This is a genomic window from Streptomyces sp. NPDC052299 (genome assembly GCF_040679335.1).
Taxonomy (GTDB): Bacteria; Actinomycetota; Actinomycetes; order Streptomycetales; family Streptomycetaceae; genus Streptomyces.
The window spans coordinates 10,943-30,515 of record NZ_JBFAUP010000012.1; the positions used below are offsets into that span (position 1 = coordinate 10,943).

General features: G+C 72.0%; 10 protein-coding genes. All 10 read right to left on the minus strand.

The features are described from left to right. Nucleotides 1-5 precede the first annotated feature (5 nt). Nucleotides 6-2,624, minus strand: a complete 2,619-nt coding sequence (locus AB0L33_RS21065; RefSeq protein ID WP_365683568.1) for a hypothetical protein — start codon at nt 2,622-2,624, stop codon at nt 6-8. After that, nucleotides 2,621-11,482: a hypothetical protein gene (locus AB0L33_RS21070; protein WP_365683570.1), complete on the minus strand. Its 8,862-nt coding sequence runs from the start codon at nt 11,480-11,482 to the stop codon at nt 2,621-2,623. The genes AB0L33_RS21065 and AB0L33_RS21070 overlap by 4 nt, the downstream gene beginning before the upstream one ends. A 3-nt stretch (nt 11,483-11,485) precedes the next feature. Further along, entirely contained in the window at nt 11,486-11,806 is a 321-nt protein-coding gene (locus AB0L33_RS21075) for a hypothetical protein (protein WP_365683572.1), read from the minus strand. After that, nucleotides 11,803-12,303: a YbaB/EbfC family DNA-binding protein gene (locus AB0L33_RS21080; RefSeq protein WP_365683574.1), complete on the minus strand. Its 501-nt coding sequence runs from the start codon at nt 12,301-12,303 to the stop codon at nt 11,803-11,805. The genes AB0L33_RS21075 and AB0L33_RS21080 overlap by 4 nt, the downstream gene beginning before the upstream one ends. Nucleotides 12,304-12,340: 37 nt before the next feature. After that, on the minus strand, nt 12,341-15,211 hold the full coding sequence (locus AB0L33_RS21085; RefSeq protein ID WP_365683576.1) for an AAWKG family protein: 2,871 nt from the start codon (nt 15,209-15,211) through the stop codon (nt 12,341-12,343). Between the two features lie 43 nt (nt 15,212-15,254). Further along, nucleotides 15,255-15,719, minus strand: a complete 465-nt coding sequence (locus AB0L33_RS21090) for a type VII secretion system-associated protein (RefSeq protein ID WP_365683578.1) — start codon at nt 15,717-15,719, stop codon at nt 15,255-15,257. Nucleotides 15,720-15,761: 42 nt separating this feature from the next. Beyond that, nucleotides 15,762-16,106 (minus strand): WXG100 family type VII secretion target, encoded by a 345-nt coding sequence (locus tag AB0L33_RS21095; protein WP_365683580.1) that lies wholly within the window; start codon nt 16,104-16,106, stop codon nt 15,762-15,764. Nucleotides 16,107-16,161: 55 nt separating this feature from the next. Continuing rightward, a complete protein-coding gene (locus tag AB0L33_RS21100) occupies nt 16,162-16,509 on the minus strand; it encodes a hypothetical protein (protein ID WP_360858214.1) in 348 nt (115 codons plus the stop codon). Between the two features lie 110 nt (nt 16,510-16,619). Further along, nucleotides 16,620-18,098: a type VII secretion protein EccB gene (gene eccB, locus AB0L33_RS21105; RefSeq protein WP_365683582.1), complete on the minus strand. Its 1,479-nt coding sequence runs from the start codon at nt 18,096-18,098 to the stop codon at nt 16,620-16,622. Between the two features lie 12 nt (nt 18,099-18,110). Further along, nucleotides 18,111-19,502 carry a type VII secretion integral membrane protein EccD gene (gene eccD / locus AB0L33_RS21110; RefSeq protein WP_365683584.1) on the minus strand — a complete coding sequence of 464 codons (1,392 nt, stop codon included), beginning with the start codon at nt 19,500-19,502 and terminating at the stop codon, nt 18,111-18,113. Between the last annotated feature and the right edge of the window lie 71 nt (nt 19,503-19,573).

Below are 19,573 nucleotides of genomic sequence, written 5' to 3' on the forward strand. Positions count from 1 at the left end.
CCGGTTCAGGCGCGGCGCGGAAGGGGGCCGGTGCAGCGGGCGGGCCAGCCGGCCCCGGAAGTGCTGTCGACCGGACCGGCCGCCTCGTCGAGCCGGGCGACCACGTCAGGTGGCGGCTGCCTGAACTGAGCTGTTCCTTCAGGCACTTCGGCCAGAAGTACGCGCGCCGGGCGCTCCCCGGCGGCTGCGTGCGCGGCCAGCACGGTGAACTCCGTGCCCGCCGCGAACAACGCCCTCACACCGGCGTCGCCCGGATCCGCCAGCATCGACGTGCGCCGGGCGGTCATCGGCCGAATGACGTACCGCACGTGGTCCTGCGGCGGCGACGGAGCGCCCTTCTGCTCCAGGTGCACGACGTCGAGCGGGGCGTCGCACCGCAGCACGGCCCCCACCACGGCCTCGTCCGCGATGCCGGGTCCGGGCACGGCGCGCATCAGCGTGCCCCTGAGTGCCGGCAGCCTGCGGAGCCCGGAGGCGAGACAGGCGGCATACGGTGCCAACTCGCCTTCCGTGTACCCCGCTTCGGCCGCGAGCGCCAAGGCGCCGAACCGCCCGTCGGGCGGCGACGCCAGGTACAGGTGTACGGCGACGAGGTCGACCCGGGCCTGCTCCTCGGCGGGGCCGCGAAGTGCGGGGAGCCGGACCATCGTCCGGTTGACCGGCCCGGTGTAGTCCGCCCATACGGCCGCCGCCAGCTCGCGGAAGGCGGCCCGGTCGGCGTCGCTGCTGAAGCCGGTCGCCGCCCGCGCGGGTGCGGCGAGCCGGGGCGGGCGCGGAGTCGTCGCCGCGGCCGGGGGAGGTCCGGCCTCGGCCGTCCGCACCTCTGCCCGCGCGACCGGGGCCGCCGGGACCGGAGGGGCCGCCTCGGGCGCCGGGCCGAGGGCCGATTCGGTGCTGGAGCGGCTGCTCGTGGCCGGACGGGCGGCGCGGATCGGGGGCGGGACGGTTGCCGCGGTGGGCGCGGCGGTCGGGGGCGGCGGGGTCCCGGGTTCCGGCCCGGTCGGGGCAGGCCCGGGTGGCGGGGTGGTCCCGGACTCGGTGGTGGGTTCGGGCAACGAGAGGGGCGGGGTTTCCGGCCCGGCGCCTTCGGGGGTGAGAGCGGCCTCCCGGGTCGGCGTGGATTCGGGCCCCGTCGCCGGGGTGGGCGACGCGGCGGGCGTGGACGCGGAGCCCGGGGTGGAGTCGGGGCCTGTGGCGGGCTCGGGGTCCGGGGCGGCTTCGAGGTCCGGGGCGGGCGCCGGCCTCTCGGGCACCGGTGCGGCGCTCGCGGTGAACGCCAACCCGTGGCGGATCGCGAAGCGCCGCAGCGTGGCCACCGTCTCCCGGTCCGCGTCGGCCGGCGCGGAGACCTCGGCGTGTTCGCGCACCTCCTCGTCCAGTTCGGGCAGCAGGGCCGCGAGCGCGTCGAGGAGGGTGTCCCGCTCCGCGTCGTCCGTGTCGGCGTCGCCGATCTCGATCCGCGCCGCTCGCGCCTCGGCCGGGCGCTCCAGGACGGCGTGCGGGGGCGCCGAGGAGATGCCCACCCAGAGGCCCGCCCGCACCGCCACCGCGTAACACCCCTCGCCCAGGCGCCGGACCGCAGGCTCCGAGCCGGGTTCACCCACGGTGGCGGGCAGCAGCCAGTGCACCGGTCGAGGACCGTCCGTCCCGGCAGGCCCACAGCGCACCGACGCGAGCAGCGCGGGCCAGGCGGAGGTGCCGTCCGGCGCGGTCAGCCAGATCCGCTCGCGGTGGGCGTCGGCCGAGGGGAGGGGCACGCCCGTGCAGACCTCCACCTCGGCGCCGAGCAGGTCCGCCGTCCGCCGGGCGGCGGGCAGCAGATCGTCACCGCCGGCCGGTGCGAGCCGCGCCCGGTCCCGCAGGCGGGCGGGCAGCCGGGCGAGCAGCGCGGCCAGGTCCTCAGCCGCGTCGGGCCGTGCGCCGCCCACCAGCACGGTCATCCGCTCCGGGTGCACCGCGAGAGCGTACGCCGCGTGACCGGGGCCGGGAGCGGCGGCTCCGGCGGGACTGAGCAGCAGGCCCGCCGGAATCCGGTGCGCCGCACAGCCGCCCAGGTCCCCGAGCGGGACCCTGGCCAGCGCCCGCTGCCAGTGGGGCGCCGGGAGGCGGGCGCCCAGGGCCACGGGCTCCGAGCCCGGCGCGAACCGCCACCAGCCGCCTGCGGGGGTCGTCGGCTCGGCGACGTACAACCCGCCGCCGGGCACCAGGACCGCCGCCGCGTCCGGAGCCTCGATTTCCAGGTCCCACGCGTCGGCCAGCCGCTGGGCGAGGGGCAGGAGCCCGTCGGGCTTGGGCGCGGCGGCGCCGGACATCACCAGGCGGGCGGCGGTGCGGTGCTCGTCTCGGAGCCGGGCGAGCAGGCCGCCCAGTTCCTCGCCGAGGTTGCCCGCCGCGTCCGCCGGGACGTCCACGACGATCACCGGCCGGTCCCGGTCGACGGGCAGGCGGCGGGCCAGGTCGCGTACGGACGTACGGCGGTCGGCGGAGGAGCGCAGCAGGAAGCCGGCCGCACCACCCGCCCCGGTCTCCGTTCCGAACTCCTCGACCACCGTGTGCGGCGCGGCAGGTGCGGTGGCGGTGGGCGCCGGCGCAGAGGGGCGTCTGCGCCAGATGCGCCGGTTCACGCCGCACCTCCGGTGAGGATCTCCAGGGCGAGGTCGGAGAGCCCCGGCGGGGGCGGCGGCACCTTCACGTCGTAGGTCCGGATGACGGCGTTCTCGCTGACGCGCTCGATGGTGGCGAGGTAGTCCTGCGGCAGGTTCTGCATGCTTTCCTGACTGGTGTTCACCATGAGCCCTCGGTCGCGTACCGCGCTCGCGGAGTCGTGGCGCCGGAAGAGGTGGCGGTTCTCGGGCGCTTCACGGGCGTCGGAGTACTCGTCGGCGAGACCGAGGTAGTGCAGGATCTCGTGGACGAGCTCCGCGTCGCTGTGCCCCACGTCCCAGGTGCGCTGGTCGGCACGGTTCGGAGTGCCGTCCGCCCGGGAAAGCGTCACCGCCTCGCTGTGCGTGCCTTCCTCCTCCGAGAACTCGGCCGTCACATGGAGCTGGTCGCCCGAATCCGGCAGCACGTAACCGGCGTTGACGATGGTGTCCAGGGCCGACTGCACCCGGGCCTCGAAGTCTGCCAGGTCCTGTCGGGTCAGCCCGTCGGTGAGGCGGATGGGGAGCGGGACGAAGAACTGCCGCACGATCCGGCCGTCCGGCATCCGCATCCGGCGCACGTGGTTGCGGATCAGCGTCATGGAGCCCTTGAGGCGGCCCGCCTCCCGCCGCGTCTGGACCTGCTTCGGATCGAAGCGTTCGGTGTGGACGGCGGCCGTATCCGTCTCCTCGAACCGTGCCACCTCGTGCGGCAGCACGGGATTCTTCGTCCGTTTCCCCGGCGCACGGGTGCGGTCGGTGCCGGACTGGCCCCCCGGCGGTGTCGTGACGGTCCCGGGGCTCTTCGCCGCGGGCCACTCGGGGGTGAGGGACGCCAGGGACTGGGCGGTCGGGTCCGTGACCGGGGGCACCTGGAAGCCGGGCACCGAGGTATCGCGGTCGAGGTGGGCCCGGGCGAGTGCGGGGCCGAGCGCGAGCATCTCCGCCTGCGCCGCGATGTGCAGGTTCTCGGCCTCCTGAGCGGCCAGGCGTGCCCGGTGCCACAGGAGGTCCAGCCGGGCGGCGTGCTCGACCCGCAGGGCGCTCGCCTGCTTCTCGCGGAGCTCCTCCAGCAGCCTTTCCGCGGCGTGCAGTTCGTCGTAGGATGCGACCTCGCTCTCCAGCGGCGCCATCTCCTCGCGCAGCATGGAAGCGCGCCGCGTCAGCATGTCGACGCGGTCGGGGGTCGCCCGGCCGAGTTCGTCGTGGGTGCGTCGCAACAGAGCCTCCGCCTGGGCCAGGGCGGCGCGTGCCTTCGCCTCGGCCACCTCGTCGCCGGCCACACGGGTGAGCTTCTCCGCGTGCTTCTGCCGGGCCAGGTCCACGTCGAGATCTGCGGCGACGCGGCTCTCCTCGGCGCGCCGCAGCGCCCCCTCCGGGTCGGCGTCCGGTCTGCGTCGGCCGTGCTCGGCCTCGAACAGCTTCAGCTGCTCGCGTGCCGCGTGCAGACGGCTGCGCGTCCCGTCTACATCGGGGAACGGGGACCCCTCCGGGCGGAAAGTCCAGATGCGGGTGCCGTCCTGGTCGCGCAGAGCGAGCTCCACGGTGCGCCCGCTCTGCTGGGCGATGATCTGCGCGCGGTACAGGGCGTCGAGGCGCGCTTCCGGAGTGGGATTCGTCCCCAGGTCCAGCCACAGCTGCGGCACCGCACCCGCCGGGAGTGAGCTTTCCGCGGCGAGGATCATGGACGCGATCTGGGCGAGGGTGCTGTTCCGCACGTCCGGGGCGGACAGGTCGAAGACGCCCTCGCCCCGGTCCGCCTCGTCGAGCACGCCGAGCCCGAGCAGGTCACGCTCGGAGACGCGCATGACGGCGGTGCCGGTCACGTACCGCACCTTGCCGTCCTTGCCCGTCACGGTGGTCACGGTGTCGACCTCTACCAGGTGGGTGACCAGGCCCTGTTCGGCGTCGATCGGGCCGGACGTTCCGGTCTTCTCCCAGTGGCGGGAGACGGCGGAGGCGCCACCGCCCTGTCCGCTCGACCGGGACTGGCTGAGAGGTGTGGAGCCGCCGAAGTCGAAGCCGCCGCCCGCATTCGTGGTGCCGGTGATTCCCAAGCCCAGCGCCGCGTTCCGTGCGTTCGAGGACGATGTCGACGTGGTGAAGCCCGTGATCCGCAGCCGGTCCAGCGTCACGTTCTTGGTGGAGTCGAGGAGACGCGGACGGTAGAGCTGGGTGGAAAGGGTGACCTGGGGGTGCTTCCCGGTGCCGGTGACCGCGCCGCCCGCACCGGCGGCCATGCGCACCGGGTCCATGGTGATCTTCCCGCCGTGCACCAGCTCGGTCAGCCGGACGGCGGCGCTCTCCGCCGAGGTCCCGGAAGTGAGGTCACCGCCGGCGAGGCTGGGCTCCAGTTCCTGGACCGCGCGCAGCAGCTCGTCCTGGGTGTTGAGGGCGTACACGACCTCGTCGCCGGTGGGCCGCAGCGGAGTCGCGGTCTGGAGCGGGCCCGAGAGGCGGGGATCGGTGGAGGTGGTGCCGCGGACCACCGGCTCCCACGTGCGCTGCGGATTTGGTTGCTCGTCGTGGTCCCCGGCGAACCGGAGGACAACACGGCCGTCGACCTCGATCGAGCCCTTCTGTTCGCCGTCGACGTCGAGGCTGGCGCCGAACACGTAGCCGAGTGTGAACTCGTTGCCGCCTTCCACACGTTGCCATACCCGGTCCTCGGCGCTGAGGTTGGTGCTCACGGTATCCGTGCGCACGCTCGAGCCGCTGAACGACGGGTTGGGGGTGACACGCCCGAACGGCAGCAGGCGCGCGATGCTGAGCGACAGCCCGACCCCCCAGCGGCTGGTCCGGCTGTGGCTCGTCGCGACGTTGGCCGGTGCGTGCGAGGAGTAGTTCTCCACGCCCGCGCCGGTGTTCGCCCGGCTGCCGCGTACGCGCCGCAACTCCTCCTTGGTCCAGTTCGGTTTGCCGTGCATCCGGACCGTGACCGTACGCGTGACGAGGCCGTCCGTGTACGGGAAGGTGAAGGTGAGCTCCCCGTCCGCGCCGCGGCCCGGCAGGGCGGCGAGGGCGATGGGGGAGGTGTAGTCGGCGATGCGCTGGGCCAGGCCGGGCACGTAGTTGCGGTGGCCGGGGGTGAGGCTGCCGGGCGCGTGCGCTGTCACGAGCTCGGTGAGTTGTTCGCGCAGGAGGTGAGGGCGCCGCGGGTCGTCGTTGGTGGCGGGCGTGGTTTGCGCGGTCTGTGTGGTCTGAGTGGTCTCGGTGGTCTCGGTGGTGCCTGGGGGGTCGAGTTTCTTCTCCAGGGGCGTCGCCTCCAGCACGGCGGCGAGGCCGAGCACACCGTGCTCCACGAAGTGGTGAGGCAGTTGTGGGCTCCCCGGGGCCGTGCCGCCCTCGTCGTCGTGGACGAACGACTCCAGCATCGTTCCGCTGCGGCGCAGTTGGGCGTCGGTGGCGAGGAACGTGATGCCGCCCGGCACGTGCACCGTGCGGGTGACGGGTGGTGCGGTCTCGTTCAACGGCGAAACCCGCCGGTGGCCGTGGCGCACGGTGATTTCGTACCGGATGTCGGCGTTGATCCGGTGCTGCGCGCCGCTCTCGGAGGGCACCCGGGTGATGTTGGTCGAGGCGGACGTCGTGGCCGACGAGCCGGTGCCGAACCCATAGATGCCCTTGAATGACCCGCCCCCCGTGGTCGTCGGCGCCGTCTCCTGCTGCTCCACCTCCTCCCGGCTCTGCCCGTACTTCCCGGCGAGTCCGAGGCTGAACTCGTGCGAGGTGGCCTTCGTTTTTTGGTGCGACGCGCTGTCCGTAACGCCGATGTCCGTCTCGCCGTACTGCGTGACGAGACCGAGGTCCTTCGGGTTGGTGAGGACCGCCCGTACCTCGACCACCAGGTCGGTGCCCGCCGTCTTCCCGGGCACGAACAGGTCGTCGATGACGAAGACGCCCTTCACCAGCTGGTGTGCCCGCGCCAGCAGGGCGGCGGGGGACAGCTGGGCGTGCAGCGCCTCGTGCAGCAGGATCGTCCCGTCGGTGGAGTCGCCGCCGGACACGAACTGGTGGAGCGCATTCCCCAGATAACCGAAGGCGGACTTTGTGACGTCGAACCAGGACGACGACGGGAGCGGAGGCGGAGGCGGAGTGTCGCCGATCTCTCCCCGCTCCGCCAGGTCGTCCAGCTCGTACTCCTCCGGCCACGCGCCGGGCATGGACGCGTTGTCCCCTCCGGGAGCCTGCGCGGACTGCTGTACGGGCGCGGACTGCTGGTCCTTCTGCCCTGCCGCGATGTCCGCCAGGATCGACTCGACCGCCTGGTACAGCTGTTTGCTGCCCCGCAGCACGTCCACGAGGGAGCTGTCGGGAAGCAGGAAGGTGGTGTCGTCGGCGGGAAGCGGGGTGCCGACGGGCTCGACGACGGCCTCTTCGTACGTCTGCGGGACCTGCGTCGTGCGGTCATGCGGCACGGCGAGGTCGACGTTCACCTCCTGGTCCTTCGAGGTGAAGGAACCGCCGGGCAGCGGCCCGGATTCCGTCACGATGTTCACCGCGAAGACGGCCGGAACGCGGAAGACCTCGGTGGTCTGATTGGACGTCAGGATGAACTGCGACTGGGAGAGGCCGCCGCCCGCCGTCGAGGTGTCCGTCATCTGATACGTGTACTTGTAATCGAGGGTGCCGGCGAGGCCGAGGGGCCCGGGAGGATGGCCGCCGCCCTGCCCGCCGCCTCCGCCCGTCCACGTGGTGCCGGAGGACTGCTGACCGGTGCCCGGCAGGGAGACGGTGCTGATGCTGGGCAGGTGGACACCACTCAGCGTGTTGGTGTGGGTGGTTGACCTGTCCTCGCGCAGGTCGCGGTCGAGGGTGAAGTCCAGGCGTACCCGTTCCTCTCCTCCGCCCAGCGTGGGCTTGCTGAAGTACTGGGGGGAGCCGCCGTCGACCAGTTCGTCCAGCATGCCGAGCATGCCGTACTGGGACTCCAGCAGGGACAGCCTGCGCAGGTTCTCCAGCTGAGTCAGGACCAGACGCTGGTCCCCGACTCTGTACGGCTTCGGCTGCGGCAGGTAACCGTTGTCCCGGAGCCAGCCGCGGGCCTGGTCGAACACCGTGCCGACACCGTCGCCGTGGACCGCGAGCGGGGTGGTGGTCAGACCGATCGAGTCCAGGTGTGCCACCTCGGGGGGCGGCTCCTTCTCCGCTCCGGCGGCGGGTATGGTCGCGGCCCCGGGGCTCAGGGTCCTGATCCGGACACGCGTGGGAGGCATGTCGAGCGGCGTGCTGCGCGTGCCGTCCGTCGGAATGAACTCCACCTTGTAGACCACGTTCGCCGGCGTCAGGATGTGTCCGTCGTTGGTGCGGATGTTGTGCGTCACGCTGTGCATCGCACCGGCGCCGAAGGCCCGGTCCCACTGCTTGTTGTAGCTGCCCTTGAGCTGGAACGAACCATTGGGGTTGAAGTCCCGGAACGCCTTGTCGGCCTCGGCGGGCATCTCGTTGAAGGCCACACCCGCCGCGAACTCGGGGCCGACCGCCGAGGACACCTTCGCCAGCGAGTCGGCCTTCAACTGGCGTTCGAGGAAGCGCTCCAGGCTGTACTTGGAGCCCACCCTGATGTCGGGGGCGTCCGTTCGGCCCTGGATCTCGGCCGTGACCTTGAACATGCCGAGTGCGGCGCCGTTCTTCTTCAGCAGCACCGGCGAGAACGTACCGACGGTGCCGCCGGGCCGGTCCGTTTCGTGCTGGATGGGGAGGGCCCCGAGCAGGTACTCCGCGCCGAAGTACTTCTCCACGGCGCGCAGCGAGTCCGGCCCGAGCAGGGCGAGTTCCTTCCCGAACCGCTCGCGCACCTCGCGCAGCAGGCTCCCCGGATCGGACATGGAGTCCATGACCCACAGGGGCGAGGTGGCCAGGTGCCTGGCAAGGTCCTCGGGCGTCGCGAACACCTTGCCGCCCTCCGTGCCGTAATCGGGCAGGGCCAGGTGCTCGGGGAACCAGGCGGTCACCGTGCCCAGTTCGCTCCCGTCCTGGCCGATCGGCTGGAACGGCTCGGAGGTGGACGCCCGCACACGGCCGGACACCGTGTAGTCGAAGGGGCTGGCCGTCTCCGTACTGCGTAGCAGACTGGTGGAGTTGACCGCGCCGCTCACCGTCGATGACAGGTTCGTCTGCTGGTGGGTGGCGTTGATGTTGAAGCTGAACGGTGTTCCGGTGGTGACCCCCGTGATCCAGGAGAAGAAGTGCGAGAGCGCGTTCACCGACACCGTGCGCACGGCGGTGGTCGACGCCGTGTGCGTGGTGTCGAGCACGGCGGTCTGCCGCTGTTCGTTGTTGTGCGGCGGCTGCCGCTTGCCGGTCCCGTGGAGCGCGGAGGGCCTGGGCCGGGACAGCTGGAGCTGTACGTCGAGCGCGTAGGGCTTTCCGTTGACCGTCACGGTGATGGTGTGGCCGTCCTTGCTGAACAGCATCACCCGGTGGTCGTGGAGCGCCTGCGGCGAGAGCAGGGTGGAGAGTTGGGTGCGGGCCTCGTCGAGCTGCTCCAAGGGCAGGCCGGTGATGTCCTTCAGCCGTTCCAGGGTCTCCTTCTGGAGGTTCTTAGCCACCTCTTCCGTGACGGGTTCGAAGTGGACACCGCTGATGCCCTCGCTGTCCTGAGTCCCGAAGGTTTCCACCTCGGTGGAGACCGGGTTCTCCGTGTCGGAGAGCGGGGAAACCAGCTCGGTGGCGTCGGACCGCTCTATGTCCGACTCGGATGGGATCACGATGGCCGTATGGAGAGGGGAGTCCTGCGATGAGGGCGCCTGGCTGGGGCTCCAGGACGAGTTGCCGCCATTGTCGAACGTGTTCGAGTCGTCACTCCGGGCAATACGCTTCTGCCCGGGGGAGAGCGGGACGTCGTTCGAGGACTCGGTGGGCGGTACGGGTTGCTTGCTCGTGGTCTCGGGCTGCTGCTTGTTCTCGGCTTCGAGCTGCTTGTTCTCGGTCTCGGACTCCCGCTTCCGGTCGGTGTTCTCCTGGTTCTCCTGCTCCTCGACGACGGTCTTCGAGGTCGTCCTCGGAAGGTTCGGTGCCTGACCCGTCGGCGAGGACGTGGTGGTGGACGAGGAGTTGGGGGTGTTGGCCGACACCTGATTCTTCTGCGCGTTGTCCACGACGGGCGGTGCCGCCGCGGTGTGCGTCGGCGGCGTCGTGGACGTGGTCGCGTGCGGCGTCGCGGTCGGTGGACCGTTCGGTGCCTGCGGCACCTGGGCCACCTGCGCCACGGGCGAGACGAGAGGCGTGTCGTCGTCCCCGGGCGCGGTGTCCTCGTCGTCCAGCGTGAGGTGGTCCAGGTCCAGCGGGTCGAAGGTCGCCTCGGTGTCCTGCGTGACCGCGAGGGCGGCCTGGGAGCCGCCGTCCCCTCCGGTGCTCTCGGTGCTGATGCCCGCAGCCCCGCCCGTGCTCGCAGCCCCGCCCGTGCTCGCAGCCCCGTTCGCAGCCCCGCCCCCGCCGGAGCCGTCGTCGGACGGTCCGCCCGGAGCCTGCGCCCCGTGGCCCGGCAGCTTCAGCCCCGCCTCCAGTACCGAGTTGCGCAGGTCCGCGCCGAAGTGCTCACCCCGGGTCTCCAGCAGGTGCCCGATCCGGCCCTCGGCCATGCCCGAGCCGAAGGTCAGCCCGGACGTCTTGAAGGTGTGCTCGTCGCTGAAGACCAGGTTGTACGTGCCCTCGGAGACGGCCGCGTGCACCCCCTCGAACACGCCCTTACCCAGCCCGAGCGCCCCGGCGCCCGCCACCGATCGCAGGACGTTCCGGGCGAGGACATCGGCTGCGCCCTGGCTCAGCACCTTGCCCAGTGGACCGCCCGTCACTTCCTTGCCCAGCGGTGCGAGGGCCCTGCCGAGGGACTCCGGGAGGTCCGGCTTCCCGGTGTGGGTGAGCAGCGCCTTCGCCCACGCCCGGCCGGCGTCCCGTGCCTCGTTGCCGCCGAGGTGCTTCTTGAACGTGTCGCCGACGGCGTGCACGAATGCGTCCCCGGCCGCCTTGGCGCCGGGCCCCGCCGTCTTCGGCAGGTGGTCGGCGAAGTTCTTGGCGATGTCGTCCCCGAAGGTCTTCGGCGCCTTGGGGCCCACACCGGTCGGGCCCTTCGGTCCGTGCACCGGCGGGGGCGGCAGGGCCTTGTCGATCTCCTTGCCGAGGGTCCGGCCGCCGTCCTTCCCGAAGATCTTCGCGAGGCCCTTGCCGAACTTGTTGCCCAGGAACTGGAAGGGACCCGCCAGAAGCCCCTGGACCATTCCGGAGAGCGCCGCGCCCTTGGTGAGCGTGCCGTCGTACGTGTCGCGGGAGCCCTGGTTCAACTGCGACCACTGGACGAGGAGGTCCATGGCGACCCCCATGCCCACATTGATCACCTCGTGCATGAGGACCGTCATCACGAGCCGCCCGAGCCACGAGCGGATGAGGAAGCGGACGACGGCGACCTTCGCCAGGTACGCCTGAATCGACGCGCCGAAGAAGAACGCCAGGGCCGCCGCGACGACCGCCTCCAGCAGGAGTTCCACCAGCTGGGCGATGATCATGTACTTGGTGTACTGGAGCTGCGTCGCGCCCGCGCGGGTGAAGTCGCCCAGCAGCTTCGCCTGGTCCGCGACCGCGTCGAAGTAGCTGAGTCCCTCCTCGCCGATGAAGCTCTTCATGGCCGCCTGGTACATCGCGGCGGCGTCCCCGTCGAAGCTCTGGCGGGTGAACCCAAGAGCCTCGGAGATCTGCTGCTTGAAGTCGTTCGACAGCTTGCCGTGCAGGTCCTTGTGGACCTCGGCCAGCTCGAACATCCTGTCCTCGTCGCCGTTCGGCGGCTTCTCGCCGGTAAGGGCGGCGAACAGCCAGGCGCAGTCGGGCGGGAACTCCAGGGACACCGGTCAGCGCCTTCCGGTGTGCACGTTCAACGTGTCGGTGATGCCCTGCTGCAGCTTGCCGAAATTCCTGGCCGCGTCCTTCAGGCTCTGCGAACTGCCGAGGAGCGCGGCGGCCAGCTCCCGTATCCCGGTACGGGCGGACTCGACGCCCTCCCCGTACTTCTCGCCGAACTTCTCGCCGAACTCCCCGTCCCCCCAGCAGCCGTGGTACGACGTGATCTTGTCGAGGTAGTCGTCGCGAAGCAGCTTGATCTTGTCCGCGACGTCGCCCATGTCCTCGCCGCTCTTGCCCAGTTTCTCGGTGTCGACATCGAGGGACGTCATCGCCGGGCCTCCCCTTCGCGCGGTCCGCCGTCGGCGGGCTCGTCCTCGACCAACTCGTCGAGCAGAGCTCCCGACGGCCCTGCGACCGGCGCCTTGACCGGTGGCGTCGGCATTCCCGCCTCCCGCATCGGGGCGAACAGCTCGTCCCAGTCCAGCTCCTGGAAACCTCCCTCGTCCGTCGGCGACATCCCCGGCAGCGGGCCGAACGGGCGGTACACGTCGGCCAGCTGTTCCGCCGCCTGCGTGCGGGCGGCGGCGATGGTGGTCATCAGGACGCTCGCCAGCTGGGCCGGAGGCATCGTCCGGTACCGGGTGCTGGGGAAACGGAGGTTCGTCAGCTGGCCCTGGGCCCCGACCGTGGCCTCCACCGTGCGGTCCTTCGACATCACCGTGGCCGATATCCGCGCCGCCGCCGCGCCCGCTTCCCGCAACCGGGCGCGGGTCTCCTCGAACTCGGCCAGCGCCTCCGCCAGCCGCTCCTCAAGGGGATCGCTCATGGTGTTACCGCCGTTCTCGTGAGGCGTACGTCCGCCGTCATCGTCCGATCACCGCCGACACGCCGCCTTCGTCGGTGCCCCAGGTCTCCTCGTCCTCGCTCACCCAGGTCGAGCGCTCCCGCTCGGCGCTCTGGGTGCCGGTGCCCGCGCCGCCGCCCATGCCGCCCATCGGAGGCATCATCGGCGTGCCGGAGCTGGTGGTGGCGGGCCGGCGCATCGCCGCCGCCTCCTCGGCCGCGAGCTGGGCCGCCCGTGTGCCGCGCGCCGACGCGGCCTCGCCCGCGGCCACCGACCGGGTGCGCTCACCCAGGGCTCCCGCGCCCGCCGCGGCCGGGGTGCCCGCGGTGAGCCCCTGCCCGCCCAGCGGGTTCAGCCCCAGCGGAGGAATCCGTCCGCCTGCCGTGCTGTCCCCGGCCGCGCCGGAGCCGTATCCGCCGTCCAGGAGCGAAGCACTGGCCGAGCCCTCCGGGTAGTCGTAGTAGTCGTAGTCGCCCCACCCGTCTCCGGAGCCGTTGGCGCCGAGCTCCGGGACGGTGCCGGTGGTCCGCCCGTACGCGTCCGTGGTGACCGTCCGTCCGTCCGGATAGCTGATCCGGTGGCCACCGTCCTTCAGCGTGGTGTCGACCGTTCCGTCGGGGTACGTGGTCGTGGCCGTCCCGTCCGCGTGGTGCGTGGTCAACGGACCCGTGCCGGCGGTGGCGTTCAGATGCTCGGTCGTCCGGTGGCCGTCGGCGTCGGTGGTGGTGTAGGTGCCGTCCGGCCCGAGCTTGGTGGTGCTGCCGTCCTTGTACGTCGTCGACACGGTGCCGTCCGCGCCGACCTGGGCGACCGAGCCGTCCGCGTACTGGACGGTGGACGTGCCCTTGCCCAGGTGGGAGACGGTCTTCGTGCCGTCCGGGTCGACGGTCGTGACGGTGCCGTTCGCCGCGACGGTGGTCTTCGTCCCGTCGGCGTGCGTGGTCGTCGTGGTGCCGTCCTCGCCGTACGTGGTGGTGGAGCCGTCCGGGTTCTGTGCCGTCGTGCCCGGCCGGGGGTGGGTGACGGCGCTGTGTCCCTGGGCGTCCGTGGTGGTGAGCGTGCCGTCGTGGGTGAGCTTCGCCGAGGACCCGTCCGGGTACCGGGTGAGCGTGGAGCCGTCCTTCCCGATGGTGGTCTTCGTTCCGTCCTGGTAGGTGACGGTCTCGCTGCCGTCCTTGTTCAGGACGGTCCGGGAGCCGTCGGGGTTGTCCGTGACCGTGGAGCCGTCGGGGCGGACGGTGGTGGTCGTGCCGTCCTTGTGCGCGATGGTGCGCGAGCCGTCCGGGTGGTACGTGGTCGTACTGCCGTCGGGGCCCTTCACCGTGCGGGGGGCGACGCCTCCGAGGCCGGGCGCGGTCGTCCCGTTGAGGCCGAGGACCGGCGGGAGGACACCCGCCGGCGTGGTCTCCTGGTGGCCGTCCGGGTAGGTGGTGGTGTGCGAGCCGTCGGGGTTCGTCGTGGTGAGGGAGCCGTCCGGGTTCGCCGTGGTGAGGGAGCCGCCGGGGCCGGTCGTGCCGTCGAGCCCGAACGAACTGCCGTCGCCCGTGCCGTTCAGGCCGAGCGGAGGTATCGCGCTCGGCGTCGTACCGTCGACGCCGCCGGGCAACGTACCGGAATCGTCGTCGCCGCTCGTGAACGGGTTCCCCGACGGAAGGTCACTCCCGTCGCCCAGCCCGGGGACGTCCGTCTTCGGACCGCCGCCGGCGAGGTCGTCCAGCTTGTTCTGCGCGTCCTCCTTGGCCTTGGCGGCCTCGTCGGCCGCGTTCGCCTCGGCGAGGGAGGAGATGCCCGGGGCGAACGTGAAGGAGGTGGTGGCGCCCGGCATCAGCATGGCCTGGTTGAGGTCCAGCATCGCCTGCTGCGCCGCGGTGTCCAGCGCGGTGAGGGTCGCAGTCCAGGAGGTGCAGGCCGCTTTGGACAGGGCCTTCCAGCTCTCCGGCTTGGTCAGGTCCCCGTAGACCGGGTGCGTGGTGAGGAAGCCGTCGCCCGCCTGGTTGTAACCGTACTGGTTCTGCTGCATGCGCCGGATGTTGTTCTCGTTCAGCCAGAGCGAGAGCTCGTCGAGGAGCTTGTCGAGGTGGGCGGTGCCCAGCCACATCCCGCTCGCGACCCAGGAGTCCCAGGCGAACCACAGCGTGGACGCGGCGTCGAAGACCGCCTGCTCGGCCTCCAGGATTCGGTCGCTGACGACGGAGTCGGAGTGGTACGTGGGGTCGCTGACGGAGGCGTTGCCGCCCCCGGCCGACGAGAGGTCGTTCAGCAGGTCCTTGTAGCCCGTGCCCAGCGCGTCGATGAGGTCCCGGAAGACATCGGCGCCGGTGCCCCGGTATGACGCGTACTCGCCGTCGAGATCCTTGACCCACTGGTCCAGCACCGGCGACTGGCTCCGGAAGTACGCGGTGACCCGGTCGAACGCCCGCGCCGTGGCGGGAAAGGTCCGCAGGTCCACCGAGTCCTCGTCCGCCACCGCCTTCGTGTGCGGGTACTCCGCACCGAACCCCGCCGTGTGGTGCTCGTTCAGCAGCTTCCGCACGGCCTGGCCGTAGCCCCAGTCGTACGCTCCCGCGTTCCCCGTGTCGCTCCAGTCGGCGCCGCTGGACGAGGACCACGGCAGGCTCAACTGGACGGTGTACACCTGGACCTTGGCCTTCGTCCCGATGGTCGGCGGACCGTAGAACTTGATCGTCCGCCCGAGCTTCGCGCCCGGTGTGTCCAGGGACGGAGTGGTCTCGCGGTCTCCGCTGCCGTGCGAGATGCTGATGAGCATCCACTCGCTGCCGTCGCCCGCCGCGGCGTCCGCACCGCCCACGGCCGCCACGTTGGCCCGGGTACCGCCGTCGAAACCGGTGAGCTGCTTGACGACGGACTCCCAGCTTGAGTCGACGGCCATGAGCGGTTCGTTCTCTTTCGGTCGGGGGTGTGCTGAACGGCGGTCAGGTCTGCTTGCTGGGCGCCAGGTCGGCGTTCACCGCGTGGAGGTCGTTCAGGAACTTCTGGCTCTCGATTTCGTCGAGACTGTCCTTCTGGGTCTTCTCCATGTCGGTGACCACCGTGCCCAGCTCACGTTTGATGTCCCGGAACAGCGTGAGCTGGTCCTCCTCGATGCCGTTCAGCGACTTGGCCGCCGAGGCGAGACAGGCGAGGAACGGGGCGGCCGACAGCGGGCCCGCGGACCCGTCGGAAGCCCCCAGCCTCCCCACCTTCAACGGCGTCTTGACGTAGCCGGTCTCCGCCGAGAGGAACTGGTTCGCCAGGGTGTTCATGCTGGGCGTCTCGTGCTGCGGGGTGTCCGCCATGAGGTCCGTGAGCAGCTTCACGAATCCCGCCACGTCGGTGTCGGTGAATCTGCGCAGGGTCTCCGTGTCCAGGTGGGACAGGTCGGTCGGCGGGGTCGCCATCACTGTTCTCCAACGGCTCTGCGGACGAGGACGGTCACCGGATCAGCGTCCGACGCGGATGCTGCCCCACTCCGAGGCGCTGCGGTTCTCGTGCCTGCGGTAGAGGTCCGAGATCTCGTCCAGCGTCGAGCTGTGCCGGGACAGCACCTGACCAAGCTGCTCGGTCGCGGTGTTCCAGCTGGTCTGCAGCGTCGCGTACGTCGCCGCGTCGGCACCCTGCCAGGCGCCGTGCAGGCCCTGCAGCTCCTCGTTGAGGGCGGTGACGAGGTCCTTGATGCGCTGCGTCTGCAGCCGCATGTCCTCCGCGGCCTGATCCACGTGCTTGTACTCGACGTGGATGATGCCGTCGGTCTTGTTGGAGTGGTCGTAGCCGGCGGGGGTGGTCATGGCGGACTCCTTACGGGGTGGGGAGCAGGACGGGCCGGAAGCGTGGGGCGCGGACTCAGGCCAGCTGGTCGAAGACGTTCTGCGACCTGCCGCTGGTGAGGATGGTGTCCGTGGTGTGCTGCTGGAGGTTGCGCTGCTGGACGCCGGTCTCCTGGAGCTTCTGCATCATCTCGCCGACGTTCTTCGTGATGATGTCCACCTGTGCGTTCCAGTCCGTCAGCAGGCGCTGGAACGCTCCGCCGTCCTGTCCGCCGTAGGCGGCCATCAACGTCCCCATGGTGGTGCGGACTTCCTGCTGGGACTGCTGGATGCCCGACTTCACCATGCTGAGCGCGGTGTAGCCCTTCTCGTTCTCGGACTGCGCCGACGTCTGGATGCTGCCCGGGGCGGGGGGAGTGGCCATGGCTGGTACTGCCTTCCTGAAGAGCGAGGAGGGACCGCTGTGACGTGGGGTGTGTCGATGCTAGGGAAACAGATGTGCCGGGAACAATGATTCGAGGTCAAATTTGAGCCCTAATTGATCTTTTGCGTGTCACCGCAGCGATCGCCGGCCCTCACGGGGGCCGCCCCGGTCGCCGCCGCGACGTCCAGGACCGGGCCCGTGGGCAGCATGTCCAGCAGCCGCGACGGCACGGCCTGAGCGTGACCGCCCTTGAGGCCCAGCCGTTCGACCGAATCCGCGTCCGGCAGCCGGTACTTCACCCCGGCGTCCGTGACCAGATAAGCCGTCGAGCCGATCGCCGCACCCCCGGCGCCCAGCACCTGGACGAGCGCCCCGCCCCCGGGTCGCACCGCCACCCCGTCCACCGCCAGGCAGGCCCCCGCGATCTCCGGACCGGCGGCAGGGGCGTCCGCCTTCGCGGCCCCCGGCAGCAGGGCGAGTCGTACCGTGGGCGAGGTCCCGTCCGGCCGCAGCTGCGCGCACACCGAGGTGCCGGGCCCCGGCTCCCGCAGCGCGGGCGTCCGGTCGGGCCACTGCGCGGGGTCCCGTGCGGCCGTCGCCTCCGGGGCGCGGTGCTGGGCGAGCTGGTCGGCGGTGAGCGCGATCGCGGCCGGCACCTCACCCCCGTACGCCAGTTTCGCCGTACGGTCGTCGCCCAGCACCAGCGCCGCCCCCGGGCCGCCCAGCGGCCGCAGCCCGGACTTCTCCAGCAGGTAGTAGCGCGCGGCGGCCCCGGGCGAGGACAGCCGGAACACCTGGCCGACCCGGCCGACGTGCCCGCCGATGCGGGGGCCCGCCGCCCCGCGCCCCTCCACCTCCGGCGCCACCAGGTCGGCGCCCGCCGGGACGCTGTCCAGGAACGCGGCCGAAACGCGGACCGGGGCGGCCCCCGCGTAACCGAGCGCTTCGGCCGCCCCGTGCCCGCCGAGCCGCAGCCGGTGGTCGCCCCACAGCACGTACCGCTGTCCGTCCGGCGCCTCCACGAGCAGCGCGCGGTCCGCGCCCGGGGACGCGCCCCCGACCGGGGAGCCCACCCGCAGCGAGGTCACGGCGGCGCGCCCGGTGCCGTCCGGGCCCGTGCGCTCCGGCTCGTCGGCGCAGACCTGCCAGGCGCCGGTCTCCAGATCGCCGGCGGCGGGAAGGGAGTCGGGGGCGCCGGGTATGCCGACCGGGGTTCCGTGCGGCTCCCCGCGCAGTGAGGCGGCGGACACCTGGACCGTGGTGAGGGGGTCCGCGGACATCAGCCGCGCCGAGGCGTAATTGCGTACCGGGCGCAGCTTCCGGTCGAGGTACAGATAGCGCGTGCCGGTGTCCTTCTGCACGATCAGCGCGGACCCCTGCCGCCAGGACTTCGAGCCGGCCGGGGAGATCAGGCCGAACAGGAGAAATCCGACGGCCAGGACGACGCCGAGGCCGAGGCCCCAGCCCATGCCCCGGTTGGTGCGGCCCACGGGGGACTCCGGCGCGTCCGGGTCGCCGCGCAGCATGCCGCTGGTGAGACGGCCCATCACGAACATGTGCGCCTGGACCTGGTCCTTGCGTGACTGCATCTCCGCCGCCCCTCAGCCGGCCGCGGTGCGCAGAGTCGCGTACACGCCGAGCACCCACAGGGCGAGCGGGATCAACGCCACGGCCGCGAGTGAGTGCGCGAGGTCGGCGGCCCTGCCCCAGTGCGGCAGCATCCGGCGGCCGGGGACCGTCCAGGAGGCGATGGCCGCCGTCGCGGCGAGCGCCAGCAGCGCGGCGAGCAGGACGGGCCGCTGGGCCGGTGTCAGCACCTCGGCGGCGCGCACCGCGAGCAGTACGAGCCCGCCCAGCCCGGGGAACATCACTGCGGGCCGCTGCCAGGCGTTCCCGATGCCGCGCGCGTGGAGCAGCAGGAGCACCGACAGGACGGCCGCGGTCACCTGGGACGCTGTCGTCGGCCGGTCCAGCACGAGCGCGGTGAGCACCCCGGCGCAGACCAGGCCCGCCGCCGTGTACAGGGCGGTCATCCACTCGTCGGCCAGCGCGGTGCGGGTCACCACCGCCTGGTGCGGGTGGGGCTCGATGCCCTCCTGCAACTGCTCGGCGTTGGCCGGCAGCGCGGGCAGCCGGAGGCCCGAGAGGCGGAACGAGATGCCGGGGACCAGTCCGCCGAAGACGACGGCGGCCACGGCGACGATGCTCGCGGCGTGCGAGGCGGGCACGTCCAGGGTCAGCATCAGCGCCCCCCACAGGGCACCCGCGACCGCGACGACCGCCGCGCACAGCAACAGGGGGACGAACGCGGCGACCGCGGCGACGGCCAGCACGGCCCCGGCCGCGGCGGCGGCCGACGCGGCGAGCAGCCGCGAGCCCAGCAGCTGGGGACCCGGGTCGCCCGCGGGCAACAGCCAGCCCGCCAGGGCCAGATAGGGCGCTACCAGGACACCCAGCGCAGCGCCCGCCGCCGAGTCGCCGACCGCCCGGCTCGCGGACGCCGCGCCGAAGAGCACCAGCAGCCCGGTCCCCGCCGCGAGGGCGGCCCGCAGCTCGGCCGAGCCGCCCGGCAGCGCGGGCACCAGGAGCCCGGCGGCCAGCAGTACCACGGCGGTGCCGCGCAGCAGCCACCGGCCGGTGCGGTCCGCCCAGCCGTGCGGGCGTTCGCGCATCGTGGTGGAGACGCCGTCGACCAGGTCGTCGAAGTGGATGGCGGGCAGGGCCTCGACGCGGGGGCGCAGCAGCAGGGTCTCGCCGTCGCGCAGCGACAGCCCCTCGGGGGTGCTCTCCTCGTCCAGGGGCTCACCGCCCAGCCGTTGGAGGATCCAGCCGCCGTGCTCGATGCCCTGCTCGGCGAGGTCCTCGCCCGCGTGGTCGAGGAGGATGGGCAGCAGATCCGCCAGGGGTACGTCGGCGGGGACGGCCAGGTCGAGCAGGCGCTGCGGCGCCCGGACACTGAGACGGCACAGTCCGGTGGTGGATATGTCTGTCATGGCGCGTGGCCACACCTCTCCGCGAGGCCGGGATTCCGAAGTGGATCACGACACACTACCGTTGACCAGGC

What these genes read in the sequence shown, in the direction of transcription:
- AB0L33_RS21085 (WP_365683576.1), bottom strand. Translation starts at nt 15,211, where the DNA reads ATGGCCGTCGACTCAAGCTGGGAGTCCGTCGTCAAGCAGCTCACCGGT.
- eccB (WP_365683582.1), bottom strand. Translation starts at nt 18,098, where the DNA reads ATGCAGTCACGCAAGGACCAGGTCCAGGCGCACATGTTCGTGATGGGC.
- AB0L33_RS21075 (WP_365683572.1), bottom strand. Translation starts at nt 11,806, where the DNA reads ATGACGTCCCTCGATGTCGACACCGAGAAACTGGGCAAGAGCGGCGAG.
- AB0L33_RS21080 (WP_365683574.1), bottom strand. Translation starts at nt 12,303, where the DNA reads ATGAGCGATCCCCTTGAGGAGCGGCTGGCGGAGGCGCTGGCCGAGTTC.
- AB0L33_RS21090 (WP_365683578.1), bottom strand. Translation starts at nt 15,719, where the DNA reads ATGGCGACCCCGCCGACCGACCTGTCCCACCTGGACACGGAGACCCTG.
- AB0L33_RS21100 (WP_360858214.1), bottom strand. Translation starts at nt 16,509, where the DNA reads ATGGCCACTCCCCCCGCCCCGGGCAGCATCCAGACGTCGGCGCAGTCC.
- eccD (WP_365683584.1), bottom strand. Translation starts at nt 19,502, where the DNA reads ATGACAGACATATCCACCACCGGACTGTGCCGTCTCAGTGTCCGGGCG.
- AB0L33_RS21095 (WP_365683580.1), bottom strand. Translation starts at nt 16,106, where the DNA reads ATGACCACCCCCGCCGGCTACGACCACTCCAACAAGACCGACGGCATC.